This window comes from Pseudomonas sp. PSB18, from assembly GCF_014596565.1.
Taxonomy (GTDB): domain Bacteria; phylum Pseudomonadota; class Gammaproteobacteria; order Pseudomonadales; family Pseudomonadaceae; genus Aquipseudomonas.
On sequence record NZ_NOIN01000004.1, the window covers coordinates 180,595 to 203,772 of the forward strand.

The 23,178-nt window shown below is 61.4% G+C and carries 21 protein-coding genes and 1 riboswitch; of the genes, 6 read left to right on the forward strand and 15 right to left on the reverse strand.

Annotation, left to right across the window (positions count from 1 at the left end; all coding sequences use genetic code 11):
- Positions 1 to 26: 26 nt before the first annotated feature.
- From CGA22_RS11820 to CGA22_RS11840, 5 genes are all read right to left on the reverse strand, one after another.
- Complete coding sequence (locus CGA22_RS11820; RefSeq protein ID WP_041022082.1) at positions 27 to 635, reverse strand: YqiA/YcfP family alpha/beta fold hydrolase; 609 nt, start codon at positions 633 to 635, stop codon at positions 27 to 29.
- Between the two features lie 463 nt (positions 636 to 1,098).
- The gene (locus tag CGA22_RS11825) at positions 1,099 to 1,455 is read right to left on the reverse strand and encodes a DUF6124 family protein (RefSeq protein ID WP_041022691.1); all 357 of its coding nucleotides are present in this window, start codon (positions 1,453 to 1,455) and stop codon (positions 1,099 to 1,101) included.
- An 820-nt stretch (positions 1,456 to 2,275) separates the two neighbouring features.
- The gene (cpdA, locus tag CGA22_RS11830; RefSeq protein ID WP_041022690.1) at positions 2,276 to 3,091 is read right to left on the reverse strand and encodes a 3',5'-cyclic-AMP phosphodiesterase; all 816 of its coding nucleotides are present in this window, start codon (positions 3,089 to 3,091) and stop codon (positions 2,276 to 2,278) included.
- Between the two features lie 102 nt (positions 3,092 to 3,193).
- A complete protein-coding gene (locus CGA22_RS11835) occupies positions 3,194 to 3,646 on the reverse strand; it encodes a DUF1249 domain-containing protein (RefSeq protein ID WP_024781420.1) in 453 nt (150 codons plus the stop codon).
- Complete coding sequence (locus tag CGA22_RS11840) at positions 3,637 to 4,254, reverse strand: NUDIX domain-containing protein (protein ID WP_041022689.1); 618 nt, start codon at positions 4,252 to 4,254, stop codon at positions 3,637 to 3,639. The genes CGA22_RS11835 and CGA22_RS11840 overlap by 10 nt, the downstream gene beginning before the upstream one ends.
- Before the next feature lie 212 nt (positions 4,255 to 4,466).
- Between CGA22_RS11840 and CGA22_RS11845 the strand changes: the two genes are divergently transcribed.
- Positions 4,467 to 5,213 (forward strand): DUF3298 domain-containing protein, encoded by a 747-nt coding sequence (locus CGA22_RS11845; protein ID WP_041022688.1) that lies wholly within the window; start codon positions 4,467 to 4,469, stop codon positions 5,211 to 5,213.
- Here CGA22_RS11845 and cytX read toward each other — a convergent pair.
- Both cytX and thiC read right to left on the reverse strand, forming a co-directional pair.
- Positions 5,182 to 6,474: a putative hydroxymethylpyrimidine transporter CytX gene (cytX, locus tag CGA22_RS11850; protein ID WP_041022687.1), complete on the reverse strand. Its 1,293-nt coding sequence runs from the start codon at positions 6,472 to 6,474 to the stop codon at positions 5,182 to 5,184. The two genes, CGA22_RS11845 and cytX, sit on opposite strands and share 32 nt — an antisense overlap.
- A 168-nt stretch (positions 6,475 to 6,642) precedes the next feature.
- Positions 6,643 to 8,532, reverse strand: coding sequence for a phosphomethylpyrimidine synthase ThiC (gene thiC, locus CGA22_RS11855; protein ID WP_041022686.1), 1,890 nt, complete (start codon positions 8,530 to 8,532; stop codon positions 6,643 to 6,645).
- Between the two features lie 161 nt (positions 8,533 to 8,693).
- A riboswitch (TPP riboswitch) is annotated at positions 8,694 to 8,799 on the reverse strand.
- Between the two features lie 154 nt (positions 8,800 to 8,953).
- Here thiC and CGA22_RS11860 point away from each other — a divergent pair.
- Positions 8,954 to 10,393, forward strand: a complete 1,440-nt coding sequence (locus CGA22_RS11860; protein ID WP_041022685.1) for a TolC family outer membrane protein — start codon at positions 8,954 to 8,956, stop codon at positions 10,391 to 10,393.
- Positions 10,394 to 10,575: 182 nt separating this feature from the next.
- Here CGA22_RS11860 and waaA read toward each other — a convergent pair whose 3' ends face one another.
- Together waaA and CGA22_RS11870 are read right to left on the reverse strand one after the other, a co-directional pair.
- Positions 10,576 to 11,856 carry a lipid IV(A) 3-deoxy-D-manno-octulosonic acid transferase gene (gene waaA / locus CGA22_RS11865; protein WP_041022684.1) on the reverse strand — a complete coding sequence of 427 codons (1,281 nt, stop codon included), beginning with the start codon at positions 11,854 to 11,856 and terminating at the stop codon, positions 10,576 to 10,578.
- A gap of 22 nt (positions 11,857 to 11,878) precedes the next feature.
- Positions 11,879 to 12,769 (reverse strand): LysR family transcriptional regulator, encoded by an 891-nt coding sequence (locus CGA22_RS11870; protein WP_041022683.1) that lies wholly within the window; start codon positions 12,767 to 12,769, stop codon positions 11,879 to 11,881.
- Between the two features lie 102 nt (positions 12,770 to 12,871).
- Between CGA22_RS11870 and CGA22_RS11875 the strand changes: the two genes are divergently transcribed.
- The 4 genes from CGA22_RS11875 (at position 12,872) to CGA22_RS11890 (ending at position 16,335) form a co-directional block, all read left to right on the forward strand.
- On the forward strand, positions 12,872 to 13,204 hold the full coding sequence (locus CGA22_RS11875; RefSeq protein WP_024781428.1) for a DMT family transporter: 333 nt from the start codon (positions 12,872 to 12,874) through the stop codon (positions 13,202 to 13,204).
- A gap of 147 nt (positions 13,205 to 13,351) precedes the next feature.
- Positions 13,352 to 14,527, forward strand: a complete 1,176-nt coding sequence (locus CGA22_RS11880; RefSeq protein WP_041022682.1) for an NAD(P)/FAD-dependent oxidoreductase — start codon at positions 13,352 to 13,354, stop codon at positions 14,525 to 14,527.
- Positions 14,524 to 15,336, forward strand: coding sequence for an aldo/keto reductase (locus CGA22_RS11885; protein WP_041022681.1), 813 nt, complete (start codon positions 14,524 to 14,526; stop codon positions 15,334 to 15,336). Before CGA22_RS11880 ends, CGA22_RS11885 begins: the two co-directional genes overlap by 4 nt.
- A 33-nt stretch (positions 15,337 to 15,369) precedes the next feature.
- Positions 15,370 to 16,335 (forward strand): hypothetical protein, encoded by a 966-nt coding sequence (locus CGA22_RS11890; protein ID WP_041022680.1) that lies wholly within the window; start codon positions 15,370 to 15,372, stop codon positions 16,333 to 16,335.
- 2 nt (positions 16,336 to 16,337) lie between these two features.
- Here the strand turns inward: CGA22_RS11890 and CGA22_RS11895 are convergent, their stop codons facing one another.
- The 6 genes from CGA22_RS11895 to msbA form a co-directional block, all read right to left on the reverse strand.
- A complete protein-coding gene (locus tag CGA22_RS11895) occupies positions 16,338 to 17,144 on the reverse strand; it encodes a hypothetical protein (RefSeq protein WP_041022692.1) in 807 nt (268 codons plus the stop codon).
- A gap of 73 nt (positions 17,145 to 17,217) precedes the next feature.
- Entirely contained in the window at positions 17,218 to 17,919 is a 702-nt protein-coding gene (locus CGA22_RS11900; protein WP_041022679.1) for a hypothetical protein, read from the reverse strand.
- 5 nt (positions 17,920 to 17,924) lie between these two features.
- Entirely contained in the window at positions 17,925 to 18,899 is a 975-nt protein-coding gene (locus CGA22_RS11905) for a glycosyltransferase (RefSeq protein ID WP_041022678.1), read from the reverse strand.
- A gap of 104 nt (positions 18,900 to 19,003) precedes the next feature.
- On the reverse strand, positions 19,004 to 20,425 hold the full coding sequence (gene hldE / locus CGA22_RS11910) for a bifunctional D-glycero-beta-D-manno-heptose-7-phosphate kinase/D-glycero-beta-D-manno-heptose 1-phosphate adenylyltransferase HldE (RefSeq protein ID WP_041022677.1): 1,422 nt from the start codon (positions 20,423 to 20,425) through the stop codon (positions 19,004 to 19,006).
- Between the two features lie 100 nt (positions 20,426 to 20,525).
- Positions 20,526 to 21,113 carry an adenylyl-sulfate kinase gene (gene cysC / locus CGA22_RS11915; protein WP_041022676.1) on the reverse strand — a complete coding sequence of 196 codons (588 nt, stop codon included), beginning with the start codon at positions 21,111 to 21,113 and terminating at the stop codon, positions 20,526 to 20,528.
- A gap of 164 nt (positions 21,114 to 21,277) precedes the next feature.
- The gene (gene msbA, locus CGA22_RS11920; protein ID WP_041022675.1) at positions 21,278 to 23,080 is read right to left on the reverse strand and encodes a lipid A export permease/ATP-binding protein MsbA; all 1,803 of its coding nucleotides are present in this window, start codon (positions 23,078 to 23,080) and stop codon (positions 21,278 to 21,280) included.
- Positions 23,081 to 23,178: the final 98 nt, after the last annotated feature.

Below are 23,178 nucleotides of genomic sequence, written 5' to 3' on the forward strand. Positions count from 1 at the left end.
TGTTCGAATGAAAAAGGGGCGATGGTTCACAGCGAGGTGAAGTCGATCGCCTGGTACAAATCGGCGCCAATGCCGGCAAAACTCAACAGCGCCGGCAACTGTTGGGCAAACCCCTGGAAACTGTGGTCGCCGCCGGCCTGGATGCGCAAGGCACAGGCACGGTAGTACTGCTGGGCGTGGCGATAATCCAGCGTTTCGTCACCGGTTTGCAACCATACCTGATACCGCTGCGGATCCCGGGGCGCCGGCACTTCCAACGCGGCCAGGGCCGTGACGTGGTCGTGGGTCAACTCCCAGGTTTCATCGGTGTATAAATTCTTTTGCGTGCCCAGGTAGCCGTCAAACATCCGATGGGGGCTGACCGCAGGGTTGATCAACAGTGCCTTGAGGCCGTGGCGCTCGGCCAAGTGAGTCGCATAGTAGCCGCCGAGCGAGCTGCCGACCAGCAGCGGCCGTCCCAGTTGCGCAATTGCCTGTTCCAATTGGGCCATGGCTTCGCGGGGGTGGTGGTGCAGGGCTGGCACTTGCAGCTGATCGCCCAGGCCCAGGCGGGTCATCACGTCGATGAGTTGACGGGCCTTGGTTGAGGCTGGGGCGCTGTTGAAGCCGTGGATGTAGAGGATCGAAGCTGACATGCCAACTCCCTGGGTTTGGGGGCAAAGGCCGGAGTTTACGGGAGATTGGGGGTGTTTGGGGGACATGCTTTCCGTTACTAGGGATTTATCCCAGCTTTTTGTGGGAGCGAGCCTGCTCGCGATGGCGGCCTTGCGGTTGGTGAGGTTTTTTGGTCGAGTACATATCCGTTGCTGCGGTAGCGGCGGCTTACGGTTCCGCCCTTACGGCGGGTTACTTTGGCAAACGCCCCAAAGTAACCAAAGGTCTGTGCCCCACCACTCGGCACCTCGCCTACGCTCGGTGTGCCCTCACTCCGGCATTGCTCCGTGGGCCCGCCGCGAAGGGCCATCCATGGCCCAGCGCGGCTAACCCGGCATCCATGCCGGGTTACCCACTACGCAATGCCTGCGTTCGGCCAGCGTGGTTAATGGGGCGTTCAAGATCAAAAGCAAAAGCAAAAGCAAAAGCAAAAGGTTGTCTGACCTATCGAGGGTCGACGACGTCCAGCGCTCGGTTTGCCAGCAGCTCACTGAGTTCGACCATCTGCTGGACGCCGAAGGCTATATGCCGGTTGGAGCCTTCCAGGTTGAAGGCGAGGTCGCTGAGCATCGCATTGGCGGAAGCCAGGGTCTCGCTGAGGTTGGCCAGGAGGGTTTCGCTGTCCAGGTCTTCGACGAGGGTGAATAGCTGACCGGGGGATGGTTTCTTTTTGGCCTGGGGTTCTGGGGCGAGGTAGAAGTTGAGGGCGCGTTCGGCGGCTTCGTCGAGTTTTTTAGCGTCGAGACCGGTGTGGGGTGCGGTGGGATCGGTTTTTGGGGGATTGGGGGTAACTTTGAACATGGTGAGGTTCCTTTTACCAAGTGGAGCCGCCACGTCTCGTTTTCCAGTCGAGAGGTGGCAGCTATGCGAGGGCTGGAAAAACCGAGGTAAAAGGAAAACCCGGCAGACTCGAAAGTCTCCCACGCACAGCCGCCATAACGCAGAACTGCACAGCTAAAGCACGGCAGTATCTCACGTGGTGCGCTGTTACGCCTTTTACTCTTCGGGTTTTCCAGGCCCGGCCGCTGATTGCAGCGACCAAAAAAGGTTAGCGAGAACCCTTCCCACCCGGCAACCGCCAGAACTCGTCGGAAAATTCCGCCTGAATGTCCGACCATTCCCACAGATTTAGGTCGGCAGTAAAGCCGCCATCGCGAGCAGGCTCGCTCCCACAGTGGGACGAGGTATGGCCCAAGAGACAGGTCGGCCTTCAGGACGCCTTCGCGGGCAAGCCCGCTCCCACAGGGGCCCAAGGTCAGCCGCAAGAACAGGCCGGCCACAAGGCCGCCTCGCCGTTGCTTTTGCTTTGCTTTGCTTTGCTTTGCTTTGCTTTGCTTTTGATCTTCGGGCCCCGTTAACCACAACGGCCGAACGCAGGTATTGCGTAGCGGGCAACCCGGCATGGATGCCGGGTTAGCCGCGCTGGGCCATGGATGGCCCTTCGCGGCGGGCCCACGGAGCAATGCCGGAGTGAGGGAACACCTCGCCTTGGCGAGGTGCCGAGTGGTGGGGCCAAGCCTTTTTGGTTACTTTTGGGGCGTTTGCCAAAAGTAACCCGCCGTAAGGGCGGAACCCTAAGTAGCCGTTACCGCAGCAACGGATATGTCCCCGGACAACAACCTCAATAACCATTGGCCCCATAATCAACCACAAACTCAAACCCCACCACCCGCTCAACCCCCGTCTCCAACCGCCCATCCGGCAGAAGCCGCAACCACCGATACCCCGGCGCCTGCTCACCCACCGCAAAATCCACAGACCCAGGCTCAAACTGAATACAAGTCGAAGGCGAAGCCAACAGACGCACCCCCTCACGCACCTGATCGACCTCCTGATGCACATGCCCCCAAAGCACCGCCCGCACCTGCGGAAACCGATCCAGCACCGCAAACAACGCATCCGGATTGCGCAACCCAATGGGCGCCATCCACTCACACCCGATCGACACCGGATGGTGATGCAGACACACCAGATGATGCCGCTCCGGCGCCTCGCTCAAGGCATTGGCCAACAGGATCAACTGCTCCTCCGCCAGGAACCCCGGCACCGAACCCGGCACCGCAGAGTCCAGCAGCGTGATGCGCCAATTCCCGATATCCACCACCGGATCGAGCAGCATGCTCTGGACCGCGGCCTGGAGCATCACCTGCGGCTCATCATGGTTACCCGGAATCCAGCGCGCCGGCGCGTCGATCCGGGCAGTCATCTGCCGGAACGCCTCATAGGATTGCAGCGTCCCGTCCTGGGACAGATCCCCGGTGGCAAGCATCAGGTCGATGTTCGGCTGCTGCTTCAGGACCAGGTCAATGACCGCACGCAGGCTGTCGCGGGTGTTCATGCCCAGCAGCGAGGTGTCGGCCTCGGCGAACAGGTGGCTGTCGGACAGCTGGACCAGCAACACCGGATCGGCGGTGGTCAGGGTGGATACGCTCGGCAAATCGCTCGCTCCCAGGCGCGATCACGCCATTGGATGAAGTCGCAATTATGCTGGGGATGATCGAAAGGGGAAACCCGCGAACCGGAACCGGTTCACAGACAGCTAGCGAACCACTTCGAATTCGTGACCCAGCGCCAGGCAATGACTCAGCCACTCACCCAGGAACAGATTCAACTGGGCCTTTTCGTCCGGCTGATGCATCGAGGCATTGGGGTAAGGATAGATGCCACGAAAGCGTCTTGCATGCTCGGCGCTCACCACTTCGGCCATGCGCGCATCGTGATAGACCTGAACCTCCAGCTGCGGCACCGGCAGCCAGGGCAGGCTGTGTTCCTGGCGCACTTGCAAGGTGGTGGTGTACGGACAGGTCTGCAGCACTTCGAGCGCCAGCACACCGAGCATCTGGTCGCCATGGGTCACGGCGATGCGACGCGGCGCAGGGTCGTTGCGCATGTCCGGCAACAAGCGCATCAGGCGGGCGTAGTTGGCCTCGCAGGCGGCTTGCAGCCCGACCAGATCGACACGATAGCGATCGCGCAGCTTGCTTAAGACCATAGCCCCCTCACTTCATCGCGATTCAAGGCCAGCCATTGCAAGGCAATGATGCTGGCCGCGTTGCAGATACGCCCGTCGCGCACCGCCTGCAGGGCATCCTCGAAAGCCCAGGCCTTCACGCGAATGTCTTCGGCTTCCTCCAAGAGTCCATGCAGGCCACCGGCCCCCGTGCTGTCGCAACGCCCCAGATAAAGATGCACGAATTCATCGCTGCCACCCGGCGATGGAAAATATTTGGTCATCGGCCAAAGCGCAGCGAAGTCCAGCCCAGCTTCCTCCTGCGCTTCACGATGAGCAACTTCTTCCGGTTGCTCGTCCTTGTCGATCAGGCCCGCCACCAGCTCTACCAGCCAAGGGTTGGGGGTCTTGCCCATGGCGCCGACACGAAACTGTTCGATCAACACCACCTCATCGCGTTGCGGGTCGTAGGGCAAGACGCACACCGCGTCATGGCGCACGAACAACTCACGGCTGATTTCACGGCTCATGCCGCCGGCGAACAACTCATGGCGCAGCCGGACGCGATCGAGCTTGTAGAAACCCTGGTAGCAGCTGTCGCGTTTGACAATGTCCACGATGGTCGGTGTGGCGTTGGCGAAATCAGTCATGGCAGTCCTCGTCTGGAGCAATCGATTCGAGGTTCCTACCTCGGCTTCGCGCCATCCTAACGCGCCCGTACCCTTGATGCAGCCCCTTTCCTCTCATCGGGATGGACGGCGGCAGGTGAAAGAATTCTAATGAGTTTAGTGGCGAACTGATTGCCCTGCTGACAGTCGAAGCGGGTAACTTTTTGCCTTTCCCTGTTTCATGAAGGACGCCCATGTCGCTTTTCAGAATTGCTTCGCTGGCCGCCATTGCCCTGACACTGGGTGCTTGCCAAAGCCTGTTCCAACCCAACTACCGTGCGCCACTGGAAACCACCCGCGATGCCTCGGAGCAATTGCAACCAGGCTGCGCCAGCGCCGACTGCCCATTGGTGAACATCGACACCGTGCACTTTCCGGCCGAGCCCGCCCTGGACGGGATCGTCGAAAAGCGCTTGCTCCAGATGACCCGCACCACGCCTGACGCCCCGGTGGCGCCCACGCTGGCGGCGTATCGCGAGCAGTTCCTGCGCAGCGCCCCGCCGCGTACCAGCAGCTACTTGCAGGCCAAAGTACGTGAGCAACATGACGGCCTGGTGATTGTCGAGCTGTCCAGCTACCTGGACACCGGCGGCGCCCATGGCACACCGGGGCGCGGCTTCATCAATTACTCGCGCCAGCAGCACAAGGTGCTGACACTGTCGGACATGCTGCTGCCGGGGCAGGAAGAAGCCTTCTGGAAAGCGGCCCAAGTAGCCCATAACAGCTGGCTGATCAGCACCAAGCTGGATCAGGAACCGGAGTTCCTGAAGCAGTGGCAATTCCAGAAAACCCAGAACGTGGCGCTGACCTACGGCGGGGTGATCCTCAAGTACGAAACCAGCACCATTGCGCCTTACGCCCTGGGCCACATCGAACTGAAGATCGCTTACCCGCGCCTCAACGGCATTCTCAAGCCCGAGCTGTTTCCCGGCCGTAGCTGAAAGCCCGGCCCAGCACCAGTTGCAGCAGCCCTGCCAGAACCAGTGACGGCAGGGTTGCGCCGATATCCGGGTAGAAATTGGCCAGCAGGTGATAAGTGCTCACCCCACCCAGCCAGGCCAACAGCGCCGGCCAGCGCAACGAAGTGGATACCACCTGACTGCGGCGTTTGCGCAGGATGAAGTGGTCCACCAGCACCACGCCGAACAGCGGCGCGAACACCGAGCCAATCAGTAGCAGGAAGTTCTGGTACTGCGCCAACGGCGCGAAGCAGGCGATCAGGGTGCAGATGACACCAATCGCCAACGCCAGGTGCTCGACCTTCAAGCCCGATAACATGCCGCTGGACACCGCCGCCGAATGGATGTCGGCGAACGCGTTTTCCGACTCGTCCAACAGAATCAGCAGCAGTGGAACGCCCAATCCGGCGCCTGCCAGGGCCAGCAACAGCGCATTGACTTCACCGCTCGGTGCGAACGCCAGGGTATAGGCCACGCCCAGGCTCATCAGCCAGAAGTTACCGATGAAGAACCCCAGCGCCGTGCCGCCGAAGACATTCCTGGCGCGTTTGCCGAAGCGTGAGTAGTCGGCGATCAGCGGCAGCCAGGACAACGGCATGGCAATCGCGATATCGAAACCCACGGCCAAGGGCATCGAGCCGTCGCCGGCCTGGGCCCACAGCGCCGCCAGGTCAGCCTTGGCGAACAGGTTCCAGGTCAGCCAGGTGCACGCCGCCAGCAGCAACCAGATGCCCCACTTGCGCAGCACTTTACGCACGAAGGTCAGCGGCCCGCTCACCGCGAGCAAGGTGGCCAGGGCACCGAAGAACAAGGTCCACAGCAGCGGGTTCGCCCCGAGGCTGCCTTCGCTGAAGGCCCGGGCGCCCAGCAGGCTGGCGGCGTCGCGCATGACGATGATCTCGAACGAGCCCCAGCCGATCAGTTGCAGCAGATTCAACACCGCCGGCACGCTCGCGCCCTTGCGGCCCAGGCTGAGCTTGAGGGCGGCCATGGCCGACAGGCCGGTGTCGCTGCCGATCACCCCGACGGCCGCCAGCAGCAGGACGCCCATCAGTGTGCCTAGGAAGATCGCCAGCAACGAACCGCTCAGGCCCAGGCCCGGCGCCAGCAAGGCACCGACCTGCAAGACCATCAGGCCGATGCCGAGGGAGAACCACAGGGAGAATAGATCGCGGGCGCCAAAGACGCGTTTGTCCGTGGGGACGGCGATGTCGGGGGAGTAGGTGCTGGGTTGGATGTTCAAGGGGGTTGTCTCAGAGAGATATTTGTTGTTTTAGCGACCGCTATCGCGAGCAGGCTCGCTCCCACAAGGGGCCGGCGGCAGGCACAGGATTGTGCACACCGCGATCCACTGTAGGAGCGAGCCTGCTCGCGATGGCGGCGGCGAAAGCACCGCCGCCATCAGCTCGGATCACACTTTCTTGTAAAGCTGACTGCCTTCCTGCTTGAACCGCTCAGCCTGCTCCGCCATCCCTTGGGCGACGTCCACATCCACCGCCTCGATGCGTTGGTTGGCCGCGTACTCGCGGACTTCCTGGGTAATCTTCATCGAGCAGAACTTCGGCCCGCACATCGAGCAGAAATGCGCGACCTTGGCCGAATCCTTCGGCAGGGTTTCGTCGTGGTACGAGCGAGCAGTGTCCGGGTCCAGGCCGAGGTTGAACTGGTCTTCCCAGCGGAACTCGAAGCGCGCCTTGCTCAGGGCGTTGTCGCGGATCTGCGCGCCCGGGTGGCCTTTGGCAAGGTCAGCCGCGTGGGCGGCGATCTTGTAGGTGATGATCCCGGTCTTCACGTCATCCTTGTTCGGTAACCCCAGGTGTTCTTTCGGGGTCACGTAGCAGAGCATGGCGCAACCGAACCAGCCGATCATCGCCGCGCCGATACCGGAGGTGATGTGGTCGTAGCCCGGCGCGATGTCGGTGGTCAGCGGACCGAGGGTGTAGAACGGCGCCTCGTCGCAGCACTCCAGCTGCTTGTCCATGTTCTCCTTGATCAGCTGCATCGGCACATGGCCCGGACCTTCGATCATGCATTGCACGTCGTGCTTCCAGGCGATCTTGGTCAGTTCGCCGAGGGTTTCCAGCTCACCGAACTGCGCTTCGTCGTTGGCGTCGGCAATCGAGCCCGGACGCAGGCCATCGCCCAGCGAGAAGCTGACGTCGTAGGCCTTCATGATTTCGCAGATGTCTTCGAAGTGGGTGTAGAGGAAGTTTTCCTTGTGGTGCGCCAGGCACCACTTGGCCATGATCGAACCGCCACGGCTGACGATACCGGTGACGCGCTTGGCGGTCATCGGCACGTAGCGCAACAGCACGCCGGCGTGGATGGTGAAGTAGTCGACGCCCTGCTCGGCCTGTTCGATCAGCGTGTCGCGGAACAACTCCCAGGTGAGGTCTTCGGCCACGCCGCCGACTTTTTCCAGGGCCTGGTAGATCGGCACGGTGCCGATGGGCACTGGCGAGTTGCGGATGATCCACTCGCGGGTTTCGTGGATGTGCTTGCCGGTGGACAGGTCCATCACCGTGTCCGAACCCCAGCGAATACCCCAGGTCAGCTTCGCCACTTCTTCTTCGATGGACGAACCCAGCGCGCTGTTGCCGATGTTGCCGTTGATCTTCACCAGGAAGTTACGGCCGATGATCATCGGTTCCAGTTCAGTGTGGTTGATGTTGGCCGGGATGATTGCGCGACCCCGGGCGATTTCGTCACGGACGAATTCCGGCGTGATGATCTTCGGCACACTGGCGCCAAAGCTGTGGCCGGCGTGTTGCTGGTCCAGCAAGCCAGCGGCGCGGGCCACTTCCAGCTTCATGTTTTCGCGGATGGCGACGTATTCCATCTCGGCGGTGATGATGCCCTTGCGCGCGTAGTGCATCTGGCTGACGTTGGCACCGGGCTTGGCGCGGCGTGGATTGTGCACGTGGGCGAAGCGCAACTTGGTCAGCTCCGGGTCGGCCAGGCGCTCCTGACCGAAGTTGGAGCTCAGGCCGGCCAGGCGCTCGGTGTCGCCACGGGCCTCGATCCACGGCGAACGCACGTCGGCCAGGCCTTTGCGCACGTCGATGATCACGTTCGGATCGGTGTACGGGCCCGAGGTGTCATACACCGTCACCGGCGCGTTGATCTCGCCGCCGAAGTCGGTCGGCGTCACGTCGAGGCTGATTTCGCGCATCGGCACGCGGATATCCGGGCGGCTGCCCTGGACATAGATTTTTTGCGAGCGGGTAAAAGGCTGAACCGATTGCTGATCGACCTGGGCCGAATCACTGAGGTTGATCGCGTTTTTTGATTTTGTCGTCATCACGGGCTCTCCAGACACACATCCAGGCAGTGGATTTTTGTCGGAGCGAACCTGTAGCGAATGGACGCAATCCTGCACGACAGTGCGGATGCTGTGCTTGATGCACGAGTGTGTTCGAGGGTCGAACAACATCCCGGACGAAGCACAAGAGGACTCGCCGGGTGACGAGAAATCTTGTTCCCTACGCAGGCGCTAACCTGATCAGGTTCAACGGGATCCGAAATTATTCGATCTCAGCCTCATAGCAAGGCACCCCGACAAGAACCCGGCCAGTCTAGACACAACCACCGCAGAACGCCATCACCGCAGCAAAAGGCGTGATGAATGGCGCATATACAGGATTGTTGCCGTGCCCGTGCGCAACTACACTCGCTACGCCGCGCCTCTTGTGCGCAATCATTTGAGAAGTAGGGATCGCCTCATGCTGCGCAAACTCTCACTGGCCCTTGCCGTGTCTTGTGCGTCCAATGGAATGGCCTGGGCTGCCGAAGCGCCCTTATCCACCCGGACCGATCTGGTGAGCGTGTACCAGGAAGCGGTGGACAACAACGCCGACCTGGCCGCCGCCCGCGCCCAGTATGGCGCCCAGAAAGAAGTGGTGCCCCAGGCCCGCGCCGGGTTGTTGCCCAACCTGTCGGCCGGTGCCGACCTGAACAACACCCGTACCGAACTCGACCAACCGGCGCTGACCGCCACCCGCAGCGCCACGGTTTACCAGGCCACGTTGTCCCAGCCCATTTTCCGGGCCGACCGCTGGTTCCAGTTGCAGGCGGCAAAATCCGTCAACGAACAAGCGTCGCTGCAACTGTCGGCCACCGAGCAGAACATGATCCTGCAGAGCGCCGAGAGCTATTTCAACGTACTGCGCAGCCAGGACAACCTGGCCTCGACCAAGGCCGAGGAAGCGGCTTTCAAGCGTCAACTCGACCAGTCCAACGAACGCTTCGACGTGGGCCTGTCGGACAAGACCGACGTGCTGCAATCCCAGGCCAGCTACGACACTGCCCGCGCCAACCGGATCCTCGCCCAGCGCCAGGTCGAGGATGCGTTCGAAGCCCTGATCACCCTGACCAACCGCCAGTACAACTCGATCCAGGGCATCGTTCACACGTTGCCGATCCTGCCGCCGGTGCCGAATGATGCCAAGGCCTGGGTCGACACCGCGGCCAAGCAGAACCTCAACCTGCTGGCCAGCAACTATGCCGTCGACGCCGCCGAAGACACCCTGCGCCAGCGCAAGGCCGGTCATGCGCCCACGCTCGACGCGATAGCCCAGTACAAAAAAGGCGATAACGACGGCCTCGGTTTTACCAACCCGAGCCCGACCGGCCAGCGTTACGGTGGCGATGCCGAGCAGCGCACCATCGGCCTGCAGTTGAGTATCCCGATCTACAGCGGCGGATTGACCAGCTCCCAGGTGCGCGAGTCCTATTCGCAACTCACCCAGACCGAGCAGCAGCGCGAAGGCCTGCGCCGGCAGGTGGTGGAGAACACCCGCAACCTGCACCGCGCAGTGAATACCGACGTGGAACAGGTCCAGGCCCGACGCCAGTCGATCATCTCCAACCAGAGTGCGGTAGAAGCCACGGAGATCGGTTATCAGGTGGGGACTCGCAACATCGTCGATGTGCTGGATGCCCAGCGCCAGCTGTACACTTCGGTGCGCAACTACAACAACGCCCGCTACGACTACATCCTCGACAACCTGCGCCTCAAGCAGGCCGCCGGCACCCTCAGCCCGGCCGACCTGCAGGACCTGTCACGCTACCTCAAGCCCGACTACAACCCGGACCGGGACTTCCTGCCGCCGGACCTGGCGCAGGCGGCGTCGCAGCAGTTGCGTTCGCGGCCCGCGCAGTAAGCAGCAGTAACCTTTGTGGCGAGGGGATTTATCCCCGCTGGGCTGCGCAGCAGCCCCAAAACCTGATAGTGCAGTGTGTCAGGTAGTTTGAAGGGGGGGGCGCTTCGCACCCCAGCGGGGCGGTGCGACGTTTCGCTAAATCCCCTCGCCACAGATAAATCCCCTCGCCACAAGAGCAACGATCACCGTTCGGAGATCAACCGCCCCAACCCCTCCAGCAGCCGCTGCAACGCGCCCTGATTGGTGCGCATCACCTTCAGTCCCGCCTCGGCCATGCGCTGTGCATCCCGGGGCAGTTCGAACAGCCGTTGTATGGCCCAGGCCAGGCTCTCGGCATCTTCGACTTCCTGCAATGCCCCGGCGCTGCGCAGTTGCGCGGCGATTTCGAGGAAGTTGAACAGATGCGGCCCGCTGAGGACCGGTTTCGACAGCGCCGCCGGCTCCAGCAGATTGTGGCCGCCATTGGGCACCAGGCTGCCGCCCACGAACGCGCTATCGGCCAACGCATAGAGAAACAGCAGTTCGCCCATGGTGTCGCCCAGCAACACCGAGACTTGCGCGGTAACGGGCTGTGCGCTGGAACGGCGGACCGTGGCAAAGCCTTCGCTTTCACACAACCGGTGCACGGTGTCGAAACGCTCGGGATGACGCGGCACCAGGATCAGCAACGCGTCGGGATAACTGTCGAGTAGCCGACGGTGCGCGGCCAGTACCACCTCGTCTTCGCCCTCATGGGTGCTCGCGGCGATCCAGACCGGGCGATCTGTCGCCTGCCATTGGCTGCGCAAGGCACTGGCGCGTTCGAGCAGTTGCGGGTCGATGGTCAGGTCGAACTTGATCGAGCCGGTGACCTCGACGGTCTTGGCCCGGGCGCCCAACTGGCGGAAACGTTCGGCCTCGGCTTCGGTCTGGACGGCAAACAGGCTCATCTCGGCCAGCATCGGCCGAGTGAGTCTGGGGAAGCGCGCATAGCCCCGGGCCGAACGCTCCGACAAACGCGCATTCGCCAAGGCCACGGGAATACCGCGCCTGGCGCATTGATGGATGTGGTTGGGCCACAGCTCGGTTTCCATGATCACGGCCAGCGTCGGCCTCACCCGATCGAGAAAACGCCTGGCAGCGCAGGGCAAGTCGTAAGGCAAATAACAATGCTGAATGCGCGGTTCATTGGCGAATAACGCCTGGATCCGCTCCGAGCCCGTGGGCGTCATGCAGGTCACTGTGATGGGCAACTGTGGATAACGTTGCAATAGGGCGCGAATCATCGGCGCGGCGGCGATGCTTTCGCCCACCGAGACCGAATGGACCCAGATGCCGCCCTGGGCCATGACCGGCAGCCCCCAGGAAAACCGCTCGCCGATGCGCCGGGCATACGCCGGCGCCTTGCGCGCCCGCAACCACAGCCGAATCGCTACCAATGGCAGCCCCAGGTAAAACAATGCGCTATAGAGTGTTCTGTTCATGGCGGCGGAGTTTATCGGTTTTTCAGCCGATCGCCTGCAACTGCACGGCAAAACGTTCCGCCAGCCAGCGTGCGGCCGGGCCCAAGGGCTCGTCGCGACGCCAGACCAGTTCCACCACCAGGGCCGGCGGGGTCCACTCACTGTTGAGTTCGACCATGTCGCCCAGGTACGCCGGATACTGCACCACGTGCCGCGGCAGCCAGGCCCAGCCCAGGCCACTTCTCAGCCACTCGGCCAGGACGTAGAAACTGTCGGCGCGCCAGACCTGCGGGCTGGCCTGCTCGCTGCCGGGGTAGACGCTGGACTGGGTCGCCATCAATAACTGCCGGTGCCGGGCCATTTCCCGGCAGGACACGTAGTCGTGGCTGGCCAGCGGGTGCCCCTTGCTACACACGGTGACCATCTCGACGCTGCCCAACACCCGGCGCTCCAGCGCTTCGGGGATCTGGTCGTGGTAAAACAACAAGCCCAGGTCAGCGCGACGCTCCACCAGTTTGCGCGCCACATCGCCCTGGGCGGCACTGGCCAGTTGCACCTCGAGGGTGGGGAATCGCTCGGCCAACGCCGCCAGGCTGTCGATGACCGGTTGATAGGGCATGGCCTCGTCCTGGGCCAGGCGCAGCGACGCTTCCTGTCCGCGCATCAGGGCCAGGGCCCGGCCATTGAGGCGTTCGCACTGACGCAACACCTCCCGCGCTTCCTCCAGCAATGCCTCGCCGGCATCGGTGAGCTTCGGCTGGCGGCCGCTGCTGCGCTCGAACAGGCTCACGCCCAAGTCAGCTTCCAGCAAGGCAATCGCACTGCTGACGGCCGATTGGGCCTTGCGCTGATCCCGAGCCACGGCGGAAAACGAACGCTGTTCGGCAACCCCTACGAACAGTCGCAATTGCTCAAGATTCCACTCAACGTTCATGACCCAACCTATCTCTTTAACAGATAGGTAATGACTTTACCGCATCTAGCCAAGCACTAGAATGGCGACATCGAAAGACGCAACAGTCAAAGAGGTTTCGCCATGAATGCCTACTACTACCTCGCTATCGCCATCTGCGCCGAAGTCATCGCCACTGTTTCGATGAAAGCAGTGAAAGGCCTGAGCACGCCCCTGCCCCTGGTGCTGGTGATCGCGGGCTACGGCATCGCTTTCTGGATGTTGACCCTGGTGGTGCGCAGCGTCCCGGTGGGCGTGGCGTATGCGGTCTGGGCCGGCATGGGCATCGTCATGGTCAGCGTTGCGGCACTGTTCATCTACGGGCAGAAGCTGGACGTGCCGGCGATGCTGGGGATGGCGCTGATCGTTCTGGGGGTCGTGGTGATCCAGCTGTTCTCCAAGACTGCTGGTCACTAAGAAACACGAAACACCTCTGCATGAAATACGATTGTGGCGAGGGGATCTCCCTCGCCACAGTTTTGACGATTGCCCCTGAATGGGTGGCCAAACTCAGCTCATCGAGTCTGTATACTGCGCCTTCGTCTTGAACACTGAGGTCGCTGCATGCCATCCGTTATTTCCACCGACGTGCTGATTGTCGGCGCCGGAGTCGCCGGCCTCTGGCTGAATGCGCGCCTGCGTCGACAGGGTTATTCGACCGTGCTGGTGGAAAGTGCCAGCCTCGGCGGTGGGCAGAGCGTCAAATCCCAGGGCATCATCCATGGCGGCGCCAAATATGCGCTGCATGGTGCTCTGACCGGCGCCTCGGAAGCCATCGCCGACATGCCGCGCCGCTGGCGCGAAGCGCTCGCTGGCGACGGCGAGCTGGACCTGTCCGGCGTGCGCCTGCTGTCCGAGGCCCATTACCTGTGGTCTCCCGGCACCCTGGCCGGCAATCTCACCAGTTTTTTCGCTAGTAAGGCCGTGCGCGGACGGGTCGATCAGGTCAAGGGCGACCAACTGCCACCGGCCCTGCAGGACAAACGTTTCAAAGGCAAGGTCTATCGCCTGGCCGAACTGGTGGTGGATGTCCCCAGCCTGATTGCACGCCTGGCGGAACTGGCCGGCGACAGCCTGCTCGCCGGCCAGCACATCGAGCCGCTGCGCGAAGCCGGCGAACTGGTGGGCCTGAAGGTGGACGGTCGTGAGATCCGTGCCCAGCGCATTGTCCTCAGTGCCGGGGCCGGTACCACCGACCTGCTCACGGCCCTGGGCCTGGACCAGCCGGCCATGCAGCGCCGGCCCTTGCACATGGTGCTGGTCAAGGGACCGAGCCTCAAGCCGCTTTATGCCCATTGCCTGGGGGGTGGGCCGAAGCCGCGTATCACCGTCACCACTCACCCGGCCGCCGATGGCCAATGGGTCTGGTACCTGGGTGGCGATATCGCCGAAGCCGATGGCGTGGCCCGCGAACCCGCCGCACAGATCGCCACCGCGCAAAAGGAACTCGGACAATTGCTGCCCTGGGTCGACCTCACCACCGCGCAATGGGCCACCCTGCGGGTCGATCGCGCAGAACCGCTGCAATCGGGCCTGACCCGCCCGGACAACGCCTTCCTCGCCGAGCAGGATCGCCTGTTGGTGGGCTGGCCGACCAAACTGGCCCTGGCCCCGGACTTTTCCGACCGGGTGATTGCCGCATTGCAGCAGGGCGGTATCACCCCCAGCCACCCGGCCCCGCTGCCGGACCTGCCGAAACCGCCCATGGGCGTGCCAGCCTGGGAGCAGCTGCTGCCATGAGCCAGGCGACCCTGCACGATTTCTATCGCCCCCTGGGCAACCACGGACCGCTGGTCTCTCCACTGGGCCTGGGCACCGTCAAGCTCGGGCGCGACCAGGGGGTCAAGTACCCCAACGGTTTTCGCATTCCCGATGACGACGAAGCACGCATGCTGCTCAAGCTGGCGCGTGACCTGGGCATCAACCTCATCGACACCGCACCGGCCTATGGCCGCAGCGAAGAACGCCTCGGCCCGCTGTTGCGCGGTCAACGCCAGGACTGGGTGATTGTCAGCAAGGTCGGCGAAGAGTTCAGCGACGGGCAGTCGCGTCACGACTTCAGTGCCGCCCACACCCGCCTCTCGGTGGAGCGCAGCCTCAAGCGCCTGGAGACCGACCATATCGACCTGGTACTGGTGCACTCCGACGGTAATGACCTGGCGATCCTAAACGACAGCGAGGTCTACCCGACCCTGGCGGCGCTCAAGCGCGAGGGCAAGATCGGTGGCTTCGGCTTCTCCGGCAAGACGGTCGAGGGTGGCCTGAAGGCCCTCGAACAGGGTGACTGCGCCATGGTTACCTACAATCTGAACGAACGAAGCGAAAGCGCGGTCATTGACTACGCTACCGAGCACGGCAAAGCCATCCTGGTGAAGAAAGCCCTCGCCAGCGGTCACGCCTGCCTGAGCCCGGGCGTGGATCCAGTCCAGGCCAGCTTCGAACTGTTGTTTGAGCACCCAGGGATCGCCAGTGCTATTGTCGGCACCATCAATCCGCTGCACCTCGCCCATAACGTCGCGACCGTAGCCAAGGTCCTACGTAAAAACTGACGCCGCTTCACGCGGTTTTTAGCAGGAGCCGATATGCCGCGCACGCTCATCAGGAAGAACCCGAGCAACTTCAAGACCCTGCCGCTGTTCGTCGAAGCGACGCCCGAAGGCCTGACCTACCAGAGCGTCGGGATGCCGCTGAACTTCGCCCAGACCTTGCAGCGCCGCCGCCCCGTGACGGTGGCCGATGCCGAACGTTTTTCCGTGGAGCTGGCGAACCTGGGGGTCTCGGTGCGCCTGACCCTGCAGTGGCAAAACCGCGACTATTGGGTGTTGGTGCGCCAGCGTCGGCAGGATCGCGGCGACGTGGTGCTCAAGCTGATTTCCGGTTATGTCCCGGCCCACGAATTGAATCTGCCGTTACTCACTGCCATCAGTGAAATAGCCGAGGAATGCCTGCTGGAAACCCCTGAAGGCTGGCTCGGCGGACGATTCAACGACACCTGGCTGCCAGCACCCTACGCCACGGCCTTGCATTATCGCGAAGCATTGCCGTTTCGCCTGACGCCGCTGTCGGGCTCGGCCCGTCCGGTGCGTAGCGCCAATCTGCAATTGATCGAACGACCGCGGGCCTACGTGCATCTGCCGACAGCGTCACTGCAGCTGATTTACGATTTGCGCCTGGAAGTCCCAAAAGAAGCCAAGTCCCTGAGTCTGTTTCATGTGGATGAACGACTTGAGGGCGATCAACTGGTGGCGCGCCTGGATCGCAAACGGCCGGACCTGTACCTGATGCCGCTTGAGGACGGCAAGCCAACGGGTGAGCTCTACACACTCAAACGCGATCAACTGGTCCCTGCCGGCACACGCGGCCTGCATCTGGCCGAAAGCTTCGCCAGCCAGGAAGGCTGGGTGGTTCGCGAAGAGCGCATCCGCTGGAAGGACTGGACCGCGCAGCAGGGTCTGACGCCCCCTCCTCCCCATCGCCAGGGTCTGACCAAACTACGCAAGAAGGCCCTGGGCCTCATGCGCATGGTTCGCGGGACGCTGCAAAAATAGCGTCACGCCGAACGCCGTTTATCGATATAGGTACGCCAGCGGGCGAGCAAATGGAAATAGCGATTTTCGCGCTTACCCATACCCCGTTTGGGCGAGAACGATTCCTCGGCGAAGGCGCCGTCGATTCGCACCCGTGACGCGGTGGTTGGCAGGGTGCAAACCTTGACCCCTGACTGCTGAAGGGCATATTTGAGCAGTCGTTCGGAATGCAGCTTCCTGCCTGTCGCCTGGCAAAAATCGAAAATGCGCTCGATACGCTTGCCGTAGGCACGGTAGGCATCACGCCCACAGATCGAAAAACGATCATTCAGACCGCCCCACCATTGCCAATCGGGGATATAGGCGTTCGCCCTGCGGGCAACGGAATGATCGAACACGTAAGCCGGAAGCGCCGTGTGGTAGAAATTGTCGGGACGTACGAACACGACAAAATCCGGATCGAACGGCTCCATCATTTCCGTCACGGTGTGCAGGGAGTTGAGCTGATAAATCAGGTTCCTGAGCGAAGCGTATCCATCTGCCCAGGTATCGCCCAGGGACTTGACCCGCTCGAAGTCCCAACGTTCCAGAACCCCCTCGGTGGAATGGAGCTGGCCGGTCATGGTGCTGAACGGCGCGTAATTGTCGGTACTCAGCTCACCCCGCTCGCCAGAACGCGGGTTGTGCACTTCATCGATTTTGTACAGGTGGTAGAAACACTGCACTTCGCTTCCCGCAGGGATCTGCCCCAGGACGTTCTCCCGGATGGAGGGAAAGCAAATTGCCGAGTTTCTCGGGATACCAAAAAATGCCACCGCAACTTTCAACACGCGTTCTGTCCCGACCATAAAGAAGAAAATCCCCGCAGCGGCGCATCAGCTGGTTCGACGTGACCCACCGGACTCAGCGACGACGGAACCACCGATGCCACCAACGGCTACGTTGCAACGGCACGACCGTCACGTCAGCTTCCAGCAGCCATTGCCGCTCATAATCCCAGGCGTGTCCGCCCCAGAGTTTTCCTGCTTCGTTGGAGAAACCCAGGGTCATCAACTGATAGGTATAGCCTGCGTGCCCACGCAACCAATCAAAGACCACTAGCGCATTGAAGCCCGTCGAGGGACCGACATAGCGCTTGCCGCCAGGTCTGTCGACCGGGTAGTTCCACAACGGAGGCAGCGGAATGCGCTCGCGATATAAGGTGACACCCGGCAGCGGCGACATGGGCGCCGTGCACCCCACCAGCATCGTGAAGCAGCGCGCCGCGGCCAGCTCGAACAATTGCTGCACTTCGGGCTTGTACGGCAGACCAAAGAAATACGCATCGGGGGCGTTGAAACCATGCACCAACACATTAACGCTCTGTCGGTTGAGCAGCGCCGAGTTCAGGCAGGTGTTGAACGTCACGACTACATCGTCACTACCGATACCGAGCGCCTGGAAGTCCGCCGCCGTGATCGCCGGATTGTTCGCCACCAGCAGCACTCGGGATGCTTTGCCCAGGCAATCCTTCAATGCCTGGGGGATCGCGTCGAATACCGACTGATCGCCACCAGGCAGCCGGTCAAGGGCCATCTCGCCGGATTGAGCCGCGCGCTTGTCCATGTCGTCTACCCCGGCACCCGCATACCATAGCGAAGCTTGACCCACCAGCGGATGAGCGCCGAGGGCGGCTGCCAAGGACGCATCTCTCGCTGGATTTCTGCAGCCAGATCCTGCCCGACGCGAGCGAATGAATAGCGGCTTTCGGCGAAGGCCTGGCCCTTGCTGGCGATCCGCGCCGCCAGTTCCGGCTCACGCTGCAGCAACTCCAGCTTCTGCACAGCTTCGCCCTCGGAATGGTAGAACACCACGTTCTCCATGTCCTCGAAACCGAGCAACTTATCCTCTTCACCCTGGCTCCAGGCCAATAGCACACACCCGCAGGCCATGGCCTCGAAGTTCTTGATCATGAACTCCCCCATGCCCAGGTCGGCGCTGACGAAGATCCTGATGCGATTGAGGGTTTCCAGGTACTCGCGACCCGACGCGGTACGCGTCACGAGCATGCCAGTACGCCTGGCCAGAGACTCGAGCAAGGTTTTACGCTGGGCATATTCGGTGCTCTTGAGGCTTCCGAGGAACCCGACGGGAATATCGCGAACGCTGCCCGTGTTGTGCAGCATCTGTTCGTCATAACCCTTGGATACGAACACCGCATCGATGTCCTCGGCCTGCATCCGGCGGGCAACTACGGCACCCGATACCAACGCACGACAACTGGGCAACCGACGATACAAACGTGAGTAGACGCTTCTGTATTTACTTTCGCGCATATAGTTCTGATAAGCGTCATGCTCGAGGAAGATCAGACCCGGAATGCACTTCAATACGCTCAACTGCCGGACCAGGCGCTTGACCCGCGAGAAAATCACTACCCGATCGAAGTCCTGATAATTAACCGACGCCAGGAATGGGCCGAGATTCATCTGCTGCTGTTTACTCAAGCGATAGATGACGCAGTCGTCGCAATTCTCCCGTGCCACCTCATAGAGGCGATCAAGGATCACACGCTGTTCATCCATCACCAAGAGCATGACTTTCATACTAATCGACCACAAACGAAATAAGGTAGGGGGATGGACGGGGCTATCGTCCAGAGTGGACAGACGCTCCGCTCGCGCCTGCCGGGGGTGAATCCAGGTTTAATTCAACGACCGCGAATCTTCTCGACGATGGCCGTAGTCGAACTGTTTTCTACCAACCCCAAGACCTTCACGGTGCCGCCATAAGCCGCGACGATATCAGCCCCCACGACTTGATCGATCCCGTAGTCACCGCCCTTTACCAGCACATCGGGCTTGACCTGGCGCAGCAGGTTTTCCGGTGTACCCTCGCTGAAGCTGATGACCCAGTCCACCGCACCAAGGCCGGCCAGAACCGCCATTCGCCGGTCCACACTGTTGATCGGGCGGCCCGGCCCTTTTAGACGGCTCACCGACGCATCGTCATTGACCGCTACGATCAGGCGATCGCCCTGGGCCCTGGCCTGTTCGAGGTAGGTCACGTGGCCGGCGTGCAGGATGTCAAAGCAGCCGTTGGTGAAAACGATTTTTTCGTTGTGGGCACGGGCGTCGTCAACCGCCAGCAACAGTTGCTCCAAGCCCAGCACACCGCGCTCGGAACCTTCCTCGCGTTGAATGGCGCGACGTAGCTCGGGGGCGCTGATGGCGGCCGTGCCAAGCTTGCCAACAACGATGCCCGCCGCCAGATTCGCCAGGGCCACCGCGTGGGGCAGTTCCTCACCGGCAGCGATGGCAGCAGCCAGGGTCGAGATCACGGTGTCACCAGCGCCCGTTACGTCGAATACTTCTCGAGCGCGGGCTGGCAGGTGCAACGCAGGATTACCAGGGCGCAGCAGGGTCATGCCATGCTCGCCCCGGGTCACCAGTAACGCGCCCAAGTCGAGTTCTTGCATAAGCTGCGCGCCCTTGCTCACCAGCTCGTGCTCATCGGCGCAACCGCCGACGATGGTTTCAAACTCGCTGAGGTTCGGGGTGATCAAACTGGCGCCACGATAGATGGAAAAGTCCTTTCCCTTGGGATCGGCCAGGACCGGAATGTTTCGGGCACGGGCGGCCTCGATCAGCGCTCGGTGGTTTTTCAAGGCGCCTTTGCCGTAGTCCGACAACACCAGCACCTTGACGCCTTCAAGCAGGCTTTCAACATCAGCGACCAGCGCCAGGGGGTCGGTGGCAAAAGGCTCTTCGAAATCGATCCGCAGAAGTTGCTGGTGCCTGCTCATGACCCGCAGCTTGACAATGGTCGGTTGGTGCGCGATGCGTTGGAATTTCGCCCTCACGCCCGCGCCCTTGAGACTGTTACTCAGGCTGTCGGCAGCCTCGTCGTCCCCGGTCACGCCCACGAGGGAGGCCGGGGCGCCCAGGGCGGCGATGTTCAGAGCGACGTTGGCGGCTCCGCCGGGACGATCCTCAATGTGCTCGACCTTGACCACCGGCACCGGTGCCTCAGGGGAAATCCGTGAGGTACCGCCATGCCAATAACGGTCGAGCATGACATCGCCGACCACCAATACAGGGGCTTGATCGAATCGCGGCATGGACAACTTCATGGAGCATCCCACATACAAAATGAACAGGGACGCGATATTAGCACAGGGTTGAACGAAGACTTATCCGCGACTGCAACAGGATCACGGTGTGCGTGCTCGATCAGCCCAGCAGCAATGCCAATAGGCGCTGACAAGCCTGAGCCAGCTCGACCTCATCGGTATTGATTTCACAGTCAGGCTCAAGCGGCACTTCGTAAGGACTGTCGATCCCGGTAAAATTCTTGATCCGCCCAGCACGGGCTTCGCGGTACAGCCCCTTGGGATCGCGCTCGGCACAAACCCCGAAAGGCGTGCTCACATAAACCTCGACAAAGGTGCCCTGGGAGAATAATTGTCGGGCCGCTTCCCGGTCTGCGCGAAAAGGAGAAATTGCCGCAACGATGACGATCAACCCCGCATCGACCATCAGGCGCGCCACCTCAGCGATGCGCCGGATATTTTCCTTACGGGACTCGGCATCCATGCCCAACCCTCGGCACAGCCCCTGGCGCAAGTTATCGCCGTCCAGCAGCGACGTATGCAAGCCTCGCTGGTTGAGCTGCACTTCCAGGGCGTTGGCCAGGGTCGACTTGCCCGCTCCCGAGAGCCCGGTCAGCCAGATGCAACGTGGTCGCTGGGCTTTGATGAAGGCCCGATCCTGGGGCGTGACAACTGACGCAAGGGAGCGTATCCGTGACTGTTGCTTCATACCTTTGACGCCTCATCCATAGCCGTGCATCTCGTGGTCACGTGAGCGGACCCGCCGGGCCAGTTGACGGCCCGCACTCAGCATAGCTTCCCGTACCAGCAAGGCTGCGTACGGCCAGCAGGCACGGTTCAAACGACACCCCGCTGTCGAAGCGAACCTGTAGCTCAGGCAATATCCTGACCCGGGGCATCCAGCCCCATAGCATTCAAGCGCGCGTAATAGCCGTTCTGCGCCAGCAGTTCGCCGTGAGTCCCACGTTCGACGATGCGCCCCTGATCCATCACCAGGATCAGGTCGGCTTTTTCGATGGTCGACAACCGATGGGCAATCACCAAGGTCGTCCGGCCCTTCATGACCTGATCCAGCGCGGACTGGATATGCCGCTCGGACTCGGTATCCAGGGCCGAAGTAGCCTCGTCGAGAATCAACAGCGGAGCATTTTTCAAGAGAGCCCTGGCGATAGCCAGACGTTGACGCTGACCACCGGAAAGCAGCACACCGTTTTCACCGACCTGGGTATCCAGGCCTTGAGGCAATTGCCTGATGAAGTCCATGGCATAAGCGTCCTGCGCCGCCTTCTCGATATCGACGCGCGGCGCACCGGCCAGGTCGCCGTAGGCAATATTGTTGGCAACCGTGTCGCTGAACAGCGTTACGTGCTGAGTCACCTGGGCAATATGACGGCGCAGGTTCAACAATTTGTACTGCTCGATTTCAACGCCATCAAGCAGGATCTCACCGTCATTGTGGTGATAGAAACGAGGGATCAGGTTAGCCAGGGTGGACTTGCCGCTGCCCGAGCGCCCCACAAGCGCAACCATTTGTCCTGGCTCCACCGAAAAGCTGATGTCATCGAGTACCTGCCTGTCGGTGTCAGGGTAGGTGAAGCTCAGATGGCGCACATCGAGCCGCCCGCTAACGGCATCACGCTCTACGGTACCGGTGTCGGTTTCCGGCGTGACATCCAGTTGTTCGAAAATACTTTCCGCACCGGCGACGCCTTTCTGGATCGTGGAGCTGACTTCCGACAACTGGCGGATGGGCTTGGGTAGCAGACCCGCCAAGGTAATGTAGGCCACCATGTCGCCCGCCGAAGCATCGCCGCGCAGAAACAGGACCAAGAACATCAGCGCGGCCATCGCACTGTAGATCACCAGTTGCAGCAATGGCGTGTAAATAGCTCCGGTACGCGTCATTCGCAACTGTTTGTCGGTGTTGCCCTGGCTGGCCTCGAGGAAGCGCTTCTGCTCATAGACCTCACCTCCGAAACTGCGCACCACGCGATAGCTCTGGATGGTCTCGGAGGCGACATGTGTCACATCCCCCATCGCCGCCTGGATTTTTTTGCTCTGCTTGCGAAATTTCTTGCTCGCGGTGCGGACCATGACCGCAATCAGCGGCAAGATCGCCACCATCACCAGGGTCAGGCGCCAGTTCATGAACAACAGCGAGGCGAACAGGAAAACTACCGTCATGCCTTCACGGATAACGACCTTGATCGCATCTGTTGCCGCCCCGGTTACCATCGTCACGTTGAAAGTGATGCGGGAAATCAGATGACCCGAGTTATGTTTGTCGAAATAGCGATTGGGCAACGTGAGCAGGTTGTTGAATAGCTGCACCCGCAGATCATGCACCAGTCCCAGCGAAACCTTGGCCAGGAAATAGTTGCCCAGATACGAACCCAACCCCTGCCAGGCAGCAATCAAAATGATCAGCAACGGCACCGCCTGTAATAACTGCAGGTCCCGCAGGTAAGGCACTGTGGGAAACAGCACCGCGTTCGGATTGGAGAGGCCGTCGACAAAGTACTTGAGGATGTAGCCGAGCATCGGCTGGGTAGAAGCGAAAATCAGGAAACCGACGATGCTCAACCCGAACAAGCCGATGTAAGGCTTCACGTAGCCGAGCAGGCGGAAATAGACTTTCAAGCTTGAGGGGCTTGCTGGGGAACTGGAATCGGCCATATCACGCGAATGTCGATAAAAAGGTCGCTGACTTTAACACAGCTTCTTCGGTGTTCTGGCAAACCGGTAAGGCTGTTATTGTTACGCCGCTACGAAAT

Excerpts from the sequence above, each read along its gene's own strand:
- CGA22_RS11820 (WP_041022082.1), bottom strand. The coding sequence starts at position 635 with ATGTCAGCTTCGATCCTCTACATCCACGGCTTCAACAGCGCCCCAGCC.
- CGA22_RS11825 (WP_041022691.1), bottom strand. The coding sequence starts at position 1,455 with ATGTTCAAAGTTACCCCCAATCCCCCAAAAACCGATCCCACCGCACCC.
- CGA22_RS11835 (WP_024781420.1), bottom strand. The coding sequence starts at position 3,646 with ATGGTCTTAAGCAAGCTGCGCGATCGCTATCGTGTCGATCTGGTCGGG.
- CGA22_RS11840 (WP_041022689.1), bottom strand. The coding sequence starts at position 4,254 with ATGACTGATTTCGCCAACGCCACACCGACCATCGTGGACATTGTCAAA.
- CGA22_RS11845 (WP_041022688.1), top strand. The coding sequence starts at position 4,467 with ATGTCGCTTTTCAGAATTGCTTCGCTGGCCGCCATTGCCCTGACACTG.
- thiC (WP_041022686.1), bottom strand. The coding sequence starts at position 8,532 with ATGACGACAAAATCAAAAAACGCGATCAACCTCAGTGATTCGGCCCAG.
- CGA22_RS11860 (WP_041022685.1), top strand. The coding sequence starts at position 8,954 with ATGCTGCGCAAACTCTCACTGGCCCTTGCCGTGTCTTGTGCGTCCAAT.
- waaA (WP_041022684.1), bottom strand. The coding sequence starts at position 11,856 with ATGAACAGAACACTCTATAGCGCATTGTTTTACCTGGGGCTGCCATTG.
- CGA22_RS11870 (WP_041022683.1), bottom strand. The coding sequence starts at position 12,769 with ATGAACGTTGAGTGGAATCTTGAGCAATTGCGACTGTTCGTAGGGGTT.
- CGA22_RS11875 (WP_024781428.1), top strand. The coding sequence starts at position 12,872 with ATGAATGCCTACTACTACCTCGCTATCGCCATCTGCGCCGAAGTCATC.
- CGA22_RS11880 (WP_041022682.1), top strand. The coding sequence starts at position 13,352 with ATGCCATCCGTTATTTCCACCGACGTGCTGATTGTCGGCGCCGGAGTC.
- CGA22_RS11885 (WP_041022681.1), top strand. The coding sequence starts at position 14,524 with ATGAGCCAGGCGACCCTGCACGATTTCTATCGCCCCCTGGGCAACCAC.
- CGA22_RS11890 (WP_041022680.1), top strand. The coding sequence starts at position 15,370 with ATGCCGCGCACGCTCATCAGGAAGAACCCGAGCAACTTCAAGACCCTG.
- CGA22_RS11900 (WP_041022679.1), bottom strand. The coding sequence starts at position 17,919 with ATGGACAAGCGCGCGGCTCAATCCGGCGAGATGGCCCTTGACCGGCTG.
- CGA22_RS11905 (WP_041022678.1), bottom strand. The coding sequence starts at position 18,899 with ATGAAAGTCATGCTCTTGGTGATGGATGAACAGCGTGTGATCCTTGAT.
- hldE (WP_041022677.1), bottom strand. The coding sequence starts at position 20,425 with ATGAAGTTGTCCATGCCGCGATTCGATCAAGCCCCTGTATTGGTGGTC.
- cysC (WP_041022676.1), bottom strand. The coding sequence starts at position 21,113 with ATGAAGCAACAGTCACGGATACGCTCCCTTGCGTCAGTTGTCACGCCC.
- msbA (WP_041022675.1), bottom strand. The coding sequence starts at position 23,080 with ATGGCCGATTCCAGTTCCCCAGCAAGCCCCTCAAGCTTGAAAGTCTAT.